We start from the raw sequence: 14,501 nt of genomic DNA, 5'->3' as shown, positions 1-14,501 counted from the left end.
AAGAGGGCAAACTTAAGAGACCCTTAAGGAGCAAAAAAAGTTGTCAGCAGGGCGGCGGGCAGGCAATCTGCGCGGCTGTCACCCATGAGGATCCGCCATGTCATCAAGCGCCAGCTGCCCCCTCTGCTCGGCTCGCCACAGCTACCCGCTGCCCGTCGCCAGCAAGCATTATCATCGCTGCCAAAGCTGCGAGCTGGTCTGGCTGGATCCGGCCTGCCATCTGGCGCCGGCGGCGGAGAAGGCGGTCTACGACGGGCACGACAACCAGGTGGACGATCCCCGCTACCGCAGCTTCCTGATGCGGGCCTTCGGCGAGGTGCTGGCCCGGGTGCCGGCGCCGGCATCCGGCCTCGACTTCGGCTGTGGCCCCGGCCCCGCGCTGATCGCCATGGGACGGGAGGCGGGCTACGAGATGGCGGGCTACGACAAGTTCTACGCCGATGAGCCAGAGCTGCTATCGCGGCAGTACGACTTCATCACCAGCACCGAGGTGATCGAGCACATCGCCGATCCGCGCCGCGCGCTGGACGGGCTTTGGGATTGCCTGAGATCCGGCGGCATCCTGGTGCTGCAGACCCAGCGGGTGCTCGGTGACGAGCGCTTCAGGAGCTGGCGCTACCGCCACGATCCGACTCACATCGTCTTCTTCGCCGAGGCCTCGTTTCGTGCCCTGGCAGCCCGCTGGCAGGCGGCGGTCTGTTTCCCCCATGCCGATGTGGTCGTCATCACCAAACCCTGAGTGGGCCGTTTTCATTTGGCCATGAGTTGGGCATGCTGGGGGCCTGTTACCAAGGAGCTGGTATCCCCATGTCGATTCCCCATCTCTCGCTGCAAGACGCCCGTCATCTGCAGCTGGCGGCTCAGGGCCTGCTGACCCCCCCCAAGCGCGAGGCGGGCCCCGCCGACTTGCTGGCCTGCATCCGCCGCATGGCGCTGCTGCAGATAGACACCATCCAGGTGGTGGCACGCAGCCCCTACCTGGTGCTGTTCAGCCGGCTCGGTCACTACGATCCCGCCTGGCTGGATCAGCTGCTGGCGCGGGGTGACATCTTCGAGTACTGGGCCCACGAGGCCTGCTTCATTCCCCGCGAGGATTACCGGCTGCTGCGTCATCGCATGCTGGATCCCGCCGCCATGGGCTGGAAGTTCTCGGCCCAGTGGCTCAAGACCCACGGCGACGAGATAGAACAGATAGTCGAGCGCATTCGCCAGCAGGGCCCGGTGCGGGCGGCCGATTTCGAGCGCAAGGGACAGAAGGGCAACGGCTGGTGGGACTGGAAGCCGGAGAAGCGTCACCTGGAGGTGTTGTTCACCGCCGGAAGGCTGATGGTGAGCGAGCGGCGCAACTTCCAGCGGGTCTACGATCTCGCCGAGCGGGTGCGCCCGGGCTGGGACGATGAGCGGGATCTGCCGAGCCCTGAGCTGGCCCGGCGCGATATGGTGCGCGCCAGCTGCCGTGCCCTCGGGCTGGTCAAGACCGGCTGGGTGGCGGATTACTACCGGCTGCGCCGTGGCAAGTACGATGCCCTGCTCCATCAGCTGGCAGACGAGGGGGAGCTGCTGCCCGTGCGCGTCGAGGGGTGGCAGCACGGGGCCTTCGTCCACGCCTCCCTGGCCGATGAGCTGGCGCAGGCGCAGGCCGGCACCCTCAAGGCGACCCACAGCGCCGTGCTGTCACCCTTCGATCCCCTGGTGTGGGATCGCAAGCGGGCCAGCGAGCTGTTTGGCTTTGACTACCGCATCGAGTGCTACACCCCGGCGCCCAAGCGCCAGTACGGCTACTTCGTATTGCCCTTGCTGCGCCGTGGCAAGCTGGTGGGACGGCTGGATGCCAAGGCTCATCGCAAGGAGGGGGTGTTCGAGGTCAAGAGCCTCTATCTGGAGCAGGGAGTCAGGGTGAGCGCCAGCCTGGCACAGGATCTGGCGAAGGCGCTGCAAAAGCTGGCGGATTGGCATCAGACGCCCGCCCTGCGCCTCGGCGTCATGCCGGCCCCCCTGCGGGCCCTGTGGCCAGCGCCGCGCCCTTGGCCCGCAGGCTAAACGACAGCCAAACAAAAACCGGGCACTGGGCCCGGTTTTATCATGTGTTGCTGGCAACTGAAGGATTACTGGAGTACCAGCACCATCAGCAGGCCGACCGTGATGGCAGACACCAGGAAGGCGAAGCCATAGAACACATAGTGGTGCAGCTTGGTGGTGTGGATCCCAAGGTCGTGCAGGCCGTGATAGATGCGGTGCATGCCGTGCCAGATCGGCAGGGCGATGATCACCAGCAGGATGCAGGCACCCCACCAGGAGCTGGCGAAGGCGAGCACGCGCTCGTAGCTCATGGTCTCCACGTCCATGATGCCCATGGGCACCAGCAGACCGGTAATGAGGACAATCACCGGCAGCAGCATGGCGACCACCATGCCACCGGCACCAAACAGACCCCAGTAAATAGGTTCGTCAGAACGTCTCATGGTTTTCTCCTCAGGCGACGATGATCAGGACAAGCAGGGATACCACTGCCAGCGCCACATACTGGACGATGACGATCGGCTTCTCCGGCACCAGGTCTTCGCCACGGAAGATGCGCATGGCCTTGGGCGCCAGGGCGAACCAGGTCTTGGCATGGAACAGGCAAGCCGCCAGGGCGATGACATGGAACAGGATGGCGATTGGGCTTTGCAGGGATTCCAGCCAGCCGTTAAACGCTTCCTGACCCTGTACCAGTCGCAGCAGACCCCACATCAGCACCACGGCGTAGATGGAGACGAAGATACTGGTGCCTTCACGGATCATGTAACCGGTGTAGAAGGCGTTCTTCAGCCACCAGTCTTTCTTCATTTCGCGCACGTAGGGCTTACGTTTGCTATTGGTGTTGTTCATGGTCTCACTCCTGGTCTCAATCCGGCTTGAACATGGCGATCATGTAGTCCTTGGCGCTCTCGACCTTGCCAAGCTGGATAGCGGCGGCCGGATCCACGCCCTTCGGACAGACATCGGAACAGTAGCCCACGAAGGTACAGCCCCAGACACCCTCGTCCTGGCTGATGATCTTCATCCGCTCCTTGGACGCGCCGTCGCGGTTGTCGGCGTTGTAGCGATAGGCCAGAGCCAGTGCCGCCGGACCGGTGAACTTCTTGTTGATGCCGTACTGCGGGCAGGCGGCGTAGCACAGACCACAGTTGATGCACATGGAGAACTGGTGATACTTCGCCATGTCGGCCGGGGTCTGGGTATACTCGCCGTCACACAGGTTGCGCGGTTCGCTCGGGATGATGTAGGGCTTGATGCTCTCCAGCTTCTCGATGAAATCGGACATGTCGACCACCAGATCGCGCTCGATCGGGAAGTTGTTGAGCGGCTCGATCTTCATCTTGCCCGGCAGATAGTCGCGCAGGAAGGTCTTGCAACCCAGCTTCGGAATGCCGTTGACCATCATGCCGCAGGAGCCGCAGATCGCCATCCGGCAGGACCAGCGGAAGCTCAGGGTAGAGTCCAGCTGATCCTTGATGTACTGCAGCGCATCCAGCAGGGACATCTCTTTCAGGTAAGGCACCTGGAAGGTCTGCATCCAGGGCTCGTTGTCCTGCTCCGGTCGGTAGCGCAGGATCTCAATTTCGATCATCTCAGCCATTCTTCTTAGCCTCGTCTTGTTTCTCACCCTCGGAACCGTACACACGCTTTGCCGGTTGGGATTTAGTGATCTTCACATCGGAGTAATCGATGGTCGGGGCGCCTTCCTGGTTGTAGAAGGAGAGGGAGTGCTTGAGGTAGTTCACGTCATCCCGCTCTTCGTAACCATCCAGACGCTGGTGGGAGCCACGAGACTCTTTCCGGTTGATGGCGGAGTGAGCCATGGCTTCGGCCACGTCCAGCATGTAGCCCAGTTCGATGGCGTACAGCAGATCGGTGTTGAAGACAGAGGACTTGTCGTTGATCTTGACCTTCTTGTAACGGGCCTTCAGCTCGTTGATCTTGTCGATGGTGCCTTGCATCAGCTCTTCGGTACGGTAGATACCGACCCCGGCTTCCATGGACAGGCCCAACTCGTTGCGGATATCGGCCGGGTTTTCGGTGCCGTCGATGTCGAGCAAGGAGAGGTGCTGCTTGATCAGCTGCTGTGCCTTGGCGGCCAGCGCCTCGGTGTTGCCATGAGTCTGGGTCTTGGCAAACTCACCGGCGTGCTCACCGGCCACCTTGCCGAATACCACTATCTCGGACAGGGAGTTGGAGCCCAGACGGTTGGCACCGTGCAGACCGACGGAGGCACACTCGCCCAGGGCGTACAGACCTGGCATGCGGGTGGCGCACTGGCCGTTGGTCTCGATGCCACCCATGGTGTAGTGGGCGGTCGGACGAACCGGGATCGGCTCCTTGACCGGATCCACACCCACGTAGGCCTTGGCCAGTTCGCAGATGAAGGGCAGACGCTCCTTCAGGTACTTCTCGCCGAGGTGGCGCAGGTCGAGGTGAACCACGTCGCCCATCGGGCCCTGGATCACGCGGCCTTTCTGCTGCTCTTGCCAGAATGCCTGGGAGAGGCGATCGCGGGGACCCAGCTCCATGTGTTTGTTCTTCGGCTGGCCGACCGGAGTCTCCGGGCCCAGGCCATAGTCTTGCAGGTAGCGGTAGCCATCCTTGTTGAGCAGGATGCCACCCTCACCACGACAACCTTCGGTCATCAGGATGCCGGTGCCCGGCAGGCCGGTCGGGTGATACTGAACGAACTCCATGTCACGCAGCGGCACACCGTGGCGGTAGGCCAGGGCCATGCCGTCACCGGTGACGATGCCACCGTTGGTGTTGTAGCGATACACGCGACCGGCGCCACCGGTGGCCAGAATGACGGACTTGGCCTGAATGAAGCGGGTGATGCCGTTCTGGATGTCGAAGGTCAGGACGCCCTGGACGCGACCGTCTTCCACGATCAGATCCATACAGAAGTGCTCATCGAAGCGCTTGATAGTCGGATACTTGATGGAGGTCTGGAACAGGGTGTGCAGGATGTGGAAACCGGACTTGTCGGCGGCGAACCAGGTGCGGGGGATCTTCATCCCGCCGAAGCGGCGCACGTTGGCCTTGCCATCCGGCTTGCGGCTCCAGGGGCAGCCCCAGTGTTCCAGCTGGATCATCTCGTTGGTGGCATTGTTGACGAAGTAATCGACCACGTCCTGCTCACACAACCAGTCGCCACCGGACACGGTGTCGTTGAAGTGATTTTCGAGGGAGTCATCCTCACGGACGACGCCGGCGGCACCGCCTTCTGCCGCCACCGTGTGGCTGCGCATCGGATAGACCTTGGAGATCAGGGCGATCTCCAGCTCCGGGTGTGCTTCTGCTATGGCGATAGCGGCACGCAGGCCACCACCACCGGCACCGATGATGGCGACATCGGTCTTGATAATATCCACATCTGCCTCCTTAGGGATAGATTTGCTGGGCACGATTTTGCTCTATGAAAAAAATTCAGGCTTGATGCAAGTCAAACTGCTTTGTTTTAGTGCTTGGCAATGGTGGTTTTTATTAAAACCACCCCATTCCTTGGATAAAAATGCCGTCATTATCGCCATCCATCAGTGATCTGGATCAGCCGTAATCATTGCTCGGATTATTTTAACTCCAAGATTGTACGTAGTTTTCTTTCAAAAAAATGAGAAATGCCTCTCTTTTTAGGTATTACCCCTAAAGTTTTTAAGTTTTTTATCAAAAATATTTAATAATAATTATTCTCACGAAGCAGGGGGCAAAAATGCTTCAAAAAAGTAATGCGAATATAGTTTGAGAGGGACACGTATGCGTCAGGATGTTAATCGAAGGGAGAGGCAGATCACAGAGATGGGGGGAGTGAGGGGGGGATTATAACTACTGAAACCAAAAGACTTTATATAAGAAGGGGCCTGTATGGCTCCTTCTTATTTGACGGTATCAGATGCGGAACATGCCCACCTGATTGTTGAGTTCACCTGAAATATTTTTGAGTTGGGCCGACAGGTTGCGGGAGCTGTCGGCATCCACGGCCAGCTCATCGGAGACGTCCTTGACCGCCTGAATGTTGCGGCTGACCTCGTCGGTGACGGCACGCTGCTCCTCGGCGGCACTGGAGATCTGGGTCGCCATGTCGGAGATCTGATTGATGGAGGTGGTGATCTGCTCCAGCGCCTGGGTGGCATCGTTCGCATCCTCCACGCTGTTCTGGGCCAGCAGCTGGCCCTCGTGCATGGTGCTGACGGCGCCCTGGGTGTTGCGTTGCAGGGTCTCTATCATGCTGCGGATCTCGACGGTGGAGCTGTGGGTTCGCTGGGACAGCACCCGCACCTCGTCGGCCACCACGGCGAAGCCGCGGCCCTGTTCACCGGCCCGGGCGGCCTCGATGGCGGCGTTCAGCGCCAGCAGGTTGGTCTGCTCGGCGATGCCCTGGATGGTGGAGAGGATGGTGTTGATCTCCTGCGCATTCTTCTCCAGCTCCTGGATGATGCCGGAGGCCTGCTTGACCTGGGTGGCGAGATCCGTGATGGAGCGCTGGTTGCGGGCGATCACCTGCTTGCCGTGCTCACAGCTGCTGGAGGAGCTGCGGGCCGCATCCGCGGTCTGCTCGGCGTTGCTGGCCACCTCCACCGCGGTGGCGGACATCTCGTGCACCGCGGTGGCGATCTGGGAGATCTCGTTCTGCTGGCGCGCCAGACCCTGGTTGGACTTCTCCGCCATGTCGTGGGACGACCTGGCCTGCTGGTTCAGCTGCCCGGAGGAGTTGGAGATGTCCTGCACCATCACGTGGATCCGCTCGATGAAGGTGTTGACGTGTCTGGCGACCGTGCCGACCTCGTCTTCCCGCTCGATCTTGATGCGGCGGGTCAGGTCGCCGTTGCCGCGGGAGAGATCGGCAATCGCTTCGCCGAGCGTCTTCAGCGGCGCCAGTGAGCTGTTGATGGCGACGTAGGAGAAGCCCGCGACGATGAGGATGGTGAGCAGCCCCTGCAGCAGGGCGGAGCTGACCATGCGGGACACCGACTGATAGGCGACCGCCTCGTCCACCACTATGCCGAAGTACCAGTTGGTGTTGGGGATCTCGGTGAGATCGAACACGCTGGCCTTGCCGCTGATATCCATCTCGGAGATGGTGTGGTCATGGGCCAGCTCGTTGACCCTGGCTGGCGTCAGCTCGGGCGAGAGGGCGGTCGCGGGCTTGAGGGTCAGCGCCTTGTCCGGGTGGGCGATGATGGTGCCGTTGCTGTCCACCAGGATGGCGTAGGTGCCCTCGGAGTTCATGGCCAGCACGTCGCGCACCAGCCCCTCGATGGAGACGTCACCGGCGATCACCCCCTGGGTGTTGCCACGGGTGAAGGGCTCGGCGATGGTGATGATGAGGTTGCCCGACGCGGCATCGGCGTAGGGGGCCGTGATGGCGAGCTTGCCCGCCGCCATGGCGTCCTTGTACCAGGGGCGCTGGCGCGGATCATAGCCGGCCGGCAGGCTGGTCTGCTTGCTCTGGATCATCCGGCCATCCTGGGTGCCCACGTAGACCAGATCGAAGTTGCCCGCGTTCATGGACTGGGCCAGGTGGCTGATGGGCTCATCCTCCTTGGCGAAGGCCTCCTTGGTGGAGCTCACCATGCTGATGCGGGCGTCCAGCCAGCGGGAGATCCCCTTCACGTTGGAGGCCGAGCTGTCGTCGATGAAGCTCCAGATCAGGCGCTGGGTTTCGCTGCGCAGCTGGGAGGTGTTGTACCAGACCTGCAGGCCGGTGATGACCAGGATGATGGCCCCGATGGCGAGGACCAGCTTGTTCTTGATGGATAGATTCATGTGTACATCCTTGTGAGCGTCAATCTGAGATCTGGGTGTGGTCTGTTATTGTTATGAGCCAATACTGTATCGGCTGAAATTGGACTTTATGTATCCCGATGCGCACGAAATTTAGCATCTATTTTTGACGTTCTATGGCCCGCCAACCCGCGTCGATACTCAGCTGAATCGATCTGGTCGGTTGGTAAAGATGCCATCGACACCCATGGTCGCCAGCGCCCTGGCATCGGCCGGCTCGTCGACCGTGTAGACCAGCACCTTGAGCCCCCGCCGGTGCGCATCCGCCACCAGTTCGGCATCGATGAAATCCACATCGCAGTTGAGTGACCAGGCCCCCAGCTGCTCGGCGAATCGGGCCAGCTCGAGCGGCAGGCTGGCGGTCAGGGCGCCGAGGCGCAGCTCCGGTCGCAGCAGGGCAAAGCGCGCCAGCTCGGGATGATGGAACGATGAGACGACCCACTGCGCCGGGGTGAAGCCGAGCTCGCGCTCGGCGCGCCGGGTCAGGGCCGCCACCGGCTCGGCGGTGTGGGCGCCCTTGAGCTCGATGTGCAGCTCGCAGCGTCCCGCAATCAGGGCCATCACCTGCCACAGGGCCGGGATCTTCTCTCCCTCACCCGCATCCAGGCTTGCTAGATAGGCGCGGGGTTGCTCGCAGAGCACCCCGGCACCGTCGGTGCAGCGCTCCAGCCGCCGGTCGTGGAATACCCACAGCTCGCCGTCGGCCCACTGCACATCGAGCTCGATGGCACTGACCCCGAGTGCGATGGCCCTCGCCATCGCCTTGAGGGTGTTTTCCGGCGCCAGCCCGCTGGCGCCGCGATGGGCAATGATCTGCATGCTATGGCTCCTGTGTTGCCTGGATGACGCGCGGGCTCAGCCCCGGCTCATTCTGATATCGATCTGCTGGTGCGGCAATCCCAGCCCCTGCTGCCGCAGCTTCTCCAGCACCAGCGAGTGAACCTCATGGGTGCATGACGGACATGGGGTGATCCCGCTCATCCCCGACTCATCCTGATATCGATCTGCTGGTGCGGCAATCCCAGCCCCTGCTGCCGCAGCTTCTCCAGCACCAGCGAGTGAACCTCATGGGTGATCGGCATGCGGTGATCCATGTTGTTGACGTAGAGGCGGATCTCGTAGATCAGCGCCGAGTCGGTGAACTCGACCAGGAATACCTCGGGAGTCGGGGTATCCAGCACCAGGCTGGACTCCTGCACGCACTGCTCCAGCAACTGCTGCACCCGTTTGGGTTCCTGGCTCAGGCCGATGCGGATGCGCAGCTTGACCCGGGTGATGGCATCGGACAGGGACCAGTTGATGAACTGCTCGGTGATGAAGGCCTTGTTGGGGACGATGATCTCCTTGCGGTCCCAGTCCACTATGGTGGTGGCGCGGGTCTTGATCTTGGTGACTGTGCCGGTCAGATCGCGAATGGTGACGGTGTCGCCGAGCCGGATCGGCTTCTCGAACAGGATGATGAGGCCCGAGACGAAGTTCGCGAAGATCTCCTGCAGGCCGAAGCCCAGGCCCACCGACAGCGCCGCCACCAGCCACTGGGTCTTGGACCAGTCGATGCCGAGCATGGAGAAGCCGGTGAGGGCACCTATCAGGATCACCATATATTTGCTGACGGTGGTCAGCGCGAAGCCGGTGCCGGGGGAGAGGCTCAGGTGCTGGAGCAGGGTGAGCTCCATCAGCCCAGGCAGGCTGCGGGCGGTGACCACGGTCAGGATGAAGGCGAAGGCGGTCAGCATCAGATCCTGCAGAGTGATGGCGGAGAGCTGCTCAATGCCGGCCACCTTGCTGCTCACCTGCCACACCTCGATGCTGCTGAGGAAGCTGAAGGCCGAGTTGAGATCCGACCATTGCACCACCACCAGCATGGTGAAGCCCAGCATCAGCAGGGTGCGCACCAGCCCCAGCGACTGGGCGCTGATGGTGTCCAGATCCAGCTCGGGCTCCTCCACCACGTCCGGGATCTCGGAGCTGAGATCGTCCTCGTCACGTTCCCGCTGGGCCAGGATCTCGGCCCGCTTGCTCTTGGCGCGATCGAAGGCGAGGCGGCGGCGCTGGATCAGCATCCAGCGATGGGCCAGGTAGTAGACGAGCAGGCAGCCGAGCCCCAGCAGCAGGCTCAGCTCCAGCTGGCGCAGCAGGGTGCGGGAGGTATAGAAGTAGCCGAACAGGGAGCCCAGCACCGCCAGCAGGGGGGCCAGCATCAGGCTGTTCCAGATGAAGTGGTGCAGCAAATGGGGCTTGGTCATGTCGGCCTGGCCCCAGGTCAGCGGCAGCTTCTCCCGGTTGAGGCGGGCGAAGAACAGCAGCAGCCAGAGCGCCCCGACGATGAAGGCCAGCCGGCCGAGGGAGTCGTAGAAGGCGTGCTCCTGATAGCTGTTGGCCATGCCCTGCACGAAGAAGCTCGGGATCAGCACCAGCAGCAGGGTGCGGAACTGGCCCCACACCCGCTGCACCGGCTCTTTCGGCCAGCGAAAATGCAGGATCAGGATCCCCTTCTCCAGGGTCAGGTGGCGGACCACCAGCAGGGCCAGCAGCAGAAACCAGATCTCGCCGAGGCCACGGGCCACCGCGACCGCGAACGGATATTGCCAGGCGCCGTCCAGCAGGCCGCGCATCATCAGCGCCATGGCCGGCAGCGGCAGGGCGGCGAGCAGGGAGCGCACCAGCAGACGGCTGGTGAGGCTGAACTTGTCCTGGGTCACCTTGCCGATGCGCGGGGCTATGTACTGGCTGTACTCCGTCAGATGGCGGGCCAGCTTGGTCCAGCACCAGGCCAGCACCAGCAGGCCGAGCCCGGCCAGGGTGAGGTTCATGGGGTTGTTTTCCACTATGGCCCTGGGCAGTTGCAGCCAGTTGGCGGGATCGATCAGCAGGCTCAGCGCGGTGGGCACCCCGAGCAGCACGGTCGGGGTGAGCGGGCGCACATCCGGCATCCAGAACAGGTGGCTGGCGCTGATGTCACGGATCTCGTCGATCTTGCTGTTCTGGCGGCTGTAGAGCAGCTTGAGCCGGGTCTGCTCCTGGATCAGGGTGTCGGAGGCGTCGTTGAGCCGGGTCAGCAGTTGCCGTCTGGCCTTGAGCAGGTTGTCGAGCACCGCCTGCTGGGCGCGATCCAGGGTGATGTCATCGCCGCTGAGCAGGTTGTTGCGGATCTGATCGGGATCCTTGAGGGCATCCTGCTCGGTCTCGTACTGGTACTTCGCCATGCGCGCCTTGACGATGGCGGACTCCAGCTTCTCCAGCGGGAAGTAGTTGGGCAGATCGGCCAGCTTGCTGCGCAGGTTCTCGCCGTAGGCGTTGCTGATCTGCAGCCATTCCAGCTGCTCGCGCACCGAGTTGACCAGATCGTTGAGCCCGGACAGGGACTTGTCGATGTCCCGCTGTTCGTCCTGCACCCGTTCGATCTGCTCCTCCAGGGCGCCGAGTTGCAGGGAGAGCGCCTGATTCTGCTGTTGCTGCTCCTGCAGCAGGGGCAGATCCGAGGTGAGCTGCCGGCGCAACCGCTCGCTCTCCGCCAACGCCTGCTCCGTCTTCTCCCGCCGCAGCAGGTTCTGTTGCGTCAGCAGGCTGTTCTGCCACTCGTCCTCATCGGTGATGGCGAGGTTGAGCTCCTGCAGCTTCAGCTTGCCGAGATCGTTGCGCTGCTGGGCGGAGAGCTGCTCCAGCTCCAGCATCTGGATCCGGTCCGACAGGCTCTGCTCCTTGAGGCGGGTGGCCAGTTGATGGGCCTCCTGCAGGCGATCCGACTCGTTGCTGAAACTCAGGCGATCGAGCTGGGCGCGGGTCTGCAGCAGTTGCTTGCGCAGCTCGTCGACCCGCAGGTGATACTCCTGGCCCGTGCTCTCCAGCTGATTGAGGCCATCCATCACCGCCTGACGCTCCTTGCGCAGGTTGATCTGGCGGTTGCTGCTCAGGCTGATGGCCTGGCGCAGTGCCTCCTCCTTGAGGGAGGAGAGGGGCGGGCGAGACTGGGGCTGATAGTTGTGCAGGCTCTCCTTGAGGCGGGCCGATTCCTTGGGATAGTCGATCAGGATCTGCTGGTAGACCTTGCCCTGCTCCCGGTAGCGCTGGGCGTCCCTGGCGTATTGCAGCGCCTGCTGGTAGCTCTCCCGCAGCTGCTGGTTTTCCGGGGTGTCGGTCTTGGGCACGCCTTGCAGCAACTCTTCAACCTGAGTGATGGCGTCATCGGCCTGTGCGAGCGAGGGGAGAAGGCTGAAGCAGATCAGCAGACAGAGCAGGCGTTGCAACATGGCGCACGTTTCCGTTCATGAGAAGTCGCCTTAGCCTAAAGCAGGGGGTGGGGCGGGTAAAGTCTTCCATATTAATGATCTGTAACATAAATAACGGGTGATCCGGGTCTTGTTTGGCTATTATTCTGGCCGTTCCCCTCAGTTGAGCAGTTTATGTCCACAGTCGATCTGGGCACGGCCCCCCTTTCCCGCCTCTTCCTGCGTTATGTCACCCCGACCGTGGCGGCCATGCTGGTCACGGGCGTCTATGTCACCATAGACGGCATCTTCGTCGGCCATATCCTGGGCCAGGACGGCCTGGCCGGCATGATGCTGGCCTACCCCATCTGCGCCGTGCTCTATGCGGTGGGGGCGCTGATCGGCATGGGCTCCTCGTCGCTCGCCTCCTTCTACCTCGGCAAGGGGGAGCAGGCGAAGGCGCGCCACATCGTCGGCAATGCGCTGGTGATGGTGCTCATCGCCTCGGCCGTGCTCGCCTTTATCGGCATCAATTATGGGGATGAGATGCTGGCCTGGATGGGGGCCGAGGGGGTCATCTTCGACGCAGGACTCGCCTATCTGCAGTGGTATGCCTGGCTCGGGACCTTCGCCGTGCTCTCCATGGCGTTCACCGCCCTGCTGCGCAACGACGGGCGACCCGGCCTCACCACCTGGATCCTGGTGGGCGGCGGCGTGCTCAACGTGCTGCTCGACTACCTGCTGATGGCGGTGATCCCCTGGGGGCTGGCGGGGGCGGCCATCGCCACCATGCTCTCCCAGGCGGTGACCGGCGGCCTCTGCCTGTGGCACTTCTTCACCCCGCGCAGCCAGTTGCGCATTCGCTGGGATACTTTGGTGCCGGACTGGCGGCTGATGGGGGAGACGCTGCGACTCGGGGTCTCGAGCTTCCTGATGTACCTCTATCTGTCGGTGGTGCTGGCGCTGCACAACAAGGCGCTGCTGTCGGTGGGGACCTCGCTGCACGTGGCCGCCTACGGGGTGATCAGCTACAGCGAGGCCTTCTTCTATCTCATCTTCGAGGGGATCGCCATGGGCATCCAGCCCATCGCCAGCTTCAACGCCGGGGCGGGCAACTGGCAGCGGGTGCTGCGGGTGCGCAACCTGGCGCTGGGGGTGACCCTGCTGGTGGCGCTGTGCGGCATGATCCCGCTCTATCTCTGGCCGGAAGGGGTGGTCTATCTGTTTGCCGGCGACAACGCGGCCCTGCTGCCGGTGGCGAGCCTCGGCATCTGGCTCTACTTCTGGGGCCTGCCGATGGAAGGCCTGCTGCTGGTGGGGGCGACCTACTTCCAGGCCATCAACCGGGCCCGCATCGCCTCCCTGCTCACCGGGGGCAAGCTGATGCTGATCGGCGGCTTCCTGTGGGGCTTCTCCTCCCTGTGGGGGGTGGCCGGGGTCTGGCTGGCGCTGCCCACCTGCAGCAGCCTGCTGGTGCTGGTGATGTGGCGGGCCATGCGCAAGGAGGCGGGGCTGCATGCCGGCGCGAGCTGAAGGCGACCGCCACCGGACCCTGGGTGACGGATGTGAAAAAAGAAGAGGCAGCCCAGGCTGCCTCTTCTTTTTTATGACGTGAGCCGGCTCAGGGCTTGAAGGCCCCGATAAAGATGGCGGGATCGACACGGGCATCGTTGAGGCTGACGTTCCAGTGCATGTGGGGACCGGTGGCGCGACCGGTGGCGCCGACCCGGCCGACGATGCCGCCCCTTGGCAGGCTCTGGCCCAGCTTCACGTCGACCTTCGACATGTGGCAGAACATGCTGATCAGCCCCTGGCCGTGATCGACGAACACCGTATTGCCATTGAAGAAGTAGTTGCCGATCAGGATCACCTTGCCCGCGGCCGGCGCCTTGATGGGGGTGCCGGCACCGACCGCGAAGTCGAGGCCCGAGTGGGGGTTGCGCTCCTCGCCGTTGAAGAAGCGGCGCAGGCCGAAGGGGCTGGAGAGCGGCCCCTGCACCGGCTTGTCGAACAGCAGGTTGCTGGGCTGGGTAGGGCTGAAGGTCTGATAGGCCTCGGTCTGCTCCGCCAGCTCGCGGTTGATGCGCACCATGTCCTCGGCCAGCGGGTTGACCTGGCGGCCGTTCTTCAACTTGATGTGCTGCTCACGATAGTGCTTGGGCTGGACCAGGAAGCTGAGCCGGCGGCCATCGTTCACCGCCAGGGAATGGGGGCCGGTGGCGCTCTTGAGCGGGATGCCGACGATGGCTATCCAGCGACGGCCCTCCTCACGCACGACCAGCACCGGCTTGTCCTGATAGCGGGCGCTGGGCGCCTCTGGCGCGTCCCCCAGCGCTACCACGGCCACGCCACCCGGCACCGGGTGATTGAGCAGCCGACTGATGAAGCCTGGCTCGGCATAAAGATGAGTGCTGCCCAGCAGCAGGACAAGGAACAACAGGCGGCGCATGGCGGCTCCATCGAATGAGAGGGGTGGAATCAAAG

Annotated in this window: 12 protein-coding genes; 3 read left to right on the top strand and 9 right to left on the bottom strand. The window is 62.8% G+C overall.

Going from position 1 to position 14,501, the window contains the following annotated elements; all coding sequences use genetic code 11:
* Positions 1 to 97: 97 nt before the first annotated feature.
* A complete protein-coding gene (locus KW825_RS13740) occupies positions 98 to 739 on the top strand; it encodes a class I SAM-dependent methyltransferase (protein WP_218329529.1) in 642 nt (213 codons plus the stop codon).
* A gap of 68 nt (positions 740 to 807) precedes the next feature.
* The gene (locus KW825_RS13735) at positions 808 to 2,040 is read left to right on the top strand and encodes a winged helix-turn-helix domain-containing protein (RefSeq protein WP_218329528.1); all 1,233 of its coding nucleotides are present in this window, start codon (positions 808 to 810) and stop codon (positions 2,038 to 2,040) included.
* A 65-nt stretch (positions 2,041 to 2,105) separates the two neighbouring features.
* Here KW825_RS13735 and frdD read toward each other — a convergent pair whose 3' ends face one another.
* The 8 genes from frdD to mscM all read right to left on the bottom strand — a co-directional run bounded on the left by frdD (position 2,106) and on the right by mscM (position 12,059).
* Positions 2,106 to 2,462 (bottom strand): fumarate reductase subunit FrdD, encoded by a 357-nt coding sequence (gene frdD, locus KW825_RS13730; RefSeq protein WP_025326128.1) that lies wholly within the window; start codon positions 2,460 to 2,462, stop codon positions 2,106 to 2,108.
* A 10-nt stretch (positions 2,463 to 2,472) separates the two neighbouring features.
* On the bottom strand, positions 2,473 to 2,871 hold the full coding sequence (locus tag KW825_RS13725) for a fumarate reductase (RefSeq protein WP_042652718.1): 399 nt from the start codon (positions 2,869 to 2,871) through the stop codon (positions 2,473 to 2,475).
* A 16-nt stretch (positions 2,872 to 2,887) separates the two neighbouring features.
* Entirely contained in the window at positions 2,888 to 3,622 is a 735-nt protein-coding gene (locus KW825_RS13720) for a succinate dehydrogenase/fumarate reductase iron-sulfur subunit (protein ID WP_042040876.1), read from the bottom strand.
* Positions 3,615 to 5,399: a fumarate reductase (quinol) flavoprotein subunit gene (gene frdA, locus KW825_RS13715; RefSeq protein WP_042652717.1), complete on the bottom strand. Its 1,785-nt coding sequence runs from the start codon at positions 5,397 to 5,399 to the stop codon at positions 3,615 to 3,617. The genes KW825_RS13720 and frdA overlap by 8 nt, the downstream gene beginning before the upstream one ends.
* Positions 5,400 to 5,913: 514 nt before the next feature.
* Positions 5,914 to 7,791 (bottom strand): methyl-accepting chemotaxis protein, encoded by a 1,878-nt coding sequence (locus KW825_RS13710; protein WP_218329527.1) that lies wholly within the window; start codon positions 7,789 to 7,791, stop codon positions 5,914 to 5,916.
* A 159-nt stretch (positions 7,792 to 7,950) separates the two neighbouring features.
* A complete protein-coding gene (locus KW825_RS13705) occupies positions 7,951 to 8,628 on the bottom strand; it encodes a glycerophosphodiester phosphodiesterase (RefSeq protein WP_218329526.1) in 678 nt (225 codons plus the stop codon).
* Positions 8,629 to 8,664: 36 nt separating this feature from the next.
* The gene (locus tag KW825_RS20570) at positions 8,665 to 8,790 is read right to left on the bottom strand and encodes a hypothetical protein (RefSeq protein WP_256351754.1); all 126 of its coding nucleotides are present in this window, start codon (positions 8,788 to 8,790) and stop codon (positions 8,665 to 8,667) included.
* A complete protein-coding gene (gene mscM / locus KW825_RS13700) occupies positions 8,787 to 12,059 on the bottom strand; it encodes a miniconductance mechanosensitive channel MscM (protein ID WP_218329525.1) in 3,273 nt (1,090 codons plus the stop codon). Before mscM ends, KW825_RS20570 begins: the two co-directional genes overlap by 4 nt.
* 153 nt (positions 12,060 to 12,212) lie before the next feature.
* Between mscM and KW825_RS13695 the strand changes: the two genes are divergently transcribed.
* The gene (locus tag KW825_RS13695) at positions 12,213 to 13,550 is read left to right on the top strand and encodes an MATE family efflux transporter (protein WP_218329524.1); all 1,338 of its coding nucleotides are present in this window, start codon (positions 12,213 to 12,215) and stop codon (positions 13,548 to 13,550) included.
* An 88-nt stretch (positions 13,551 to 13,638) separates the two neighbouring features.
* On the opposite strand, the gene KW825_RS13690 is transcribed toward KW825_RS13695, so the two are convergent.
* Positions 13,639 to 14,466 carry a M23 family metallopeptidase gene (locus KW825_RS13690; protein ID WP_218329523.1) on the bottom strand — a complete coding sequence of 276 codons (828 nt, stop codon included), beginning with the start codon at positions 14,464 to 14,466 and terminating at the stop codon, positions 13,639 to 13,641.
* Positions 14,467 to 14,501: the final 35 nt, after the last annotated feature.

The sequence above is a fragment of the Aeromonas sp. sif2433 genome (assembly GCF_019218705.1).
Classification (GTDB): domain Bacteria; phylum Pseudomonadota; class Gammaproteobacteria; order Enterobacterales; family Aeromonadaceae; genus Aeromonas; species Aeromonas encheleia.
Note: the sequence above shows the minus strand (reverse complement) of the source record. Positions and strands in the feature narration are given on the sequence as shown.

Coding starts and splice junctions, on each gene's coding strand:
- KW825_RS13740 (WP_218329529.1), top strand. CDS start 98: ATGTCATCAAGCGCCAGCTGCCCCCTCTGCTCGGCTCGCCACAGCTAC.
- KW825_RS13735 (WP_218329528.1), top strand. CDS start 808: ATGTCGATTCCCCATCTCTCGCTGCAAGACGCCCGTCATCTGCAGCTG.
- frdD (WP_025326128.1), bottom strand. CDS start 2,462: ATGAGACGTTCTGACGAACCTATTTACTGGGGTCTGTTTGGTGCCGGT.
- KW825_RS13725 (WP_042652718.1), bottom strand. CDS start 2,871: ATGAACAACACCAATAGCAAACGTAAGCCCTACGTGCGCGAAATGAAG.
- KW825_RS13720 (WP_042040876.1), bottom strand. CDS start 3,622: ATGGCTGAGATGATCGAAATTGAGATCCTGCGCTACCGACCGGAGCAG.
- KW825_RS13710 (WP_218329527.1), bottom strand. CDS start 7,791: ATGAATCTATCCATCAAGAACAAGCTGGTCCTCGCCATCGGGGCCATC.
- KW825_RS13705 (WP_218329526.1), bottom strand. CDS start 8,628: ATGCAGATCATTGCCCATCGCGGCGCCAGCGGGCTGGCGCCGGAAAAC.
- KW825_RS20570 (WP_256351754.1), bottom strand. CDS start 8,790: ATGAGCGGGATCACCCCATGTCCGTCATGCACCCATGAGGTTCACTCG.
- mscM (WP_218329525.1), bottom strand. CDS start 12,059: ATGTTGCAACGCCTGCTCTGTCTGCTGATCTGCTTCAGCCTTCTCCCC.
- KW825_RS13695 (WP_218329524.1), top strand. CDS start 12,213: ATGTCCACAGTCGATCTGGGCACGGCCCCCCTTTCCCGCCTCTTCCTG.
- KW825_RS13690 (WP_218329523.1), bottom strand. CDS start 14,466: ATGCGCCGCCTGTTGTTCCTTGTCCTGCTGCTGGGCAGCACTCATCTT.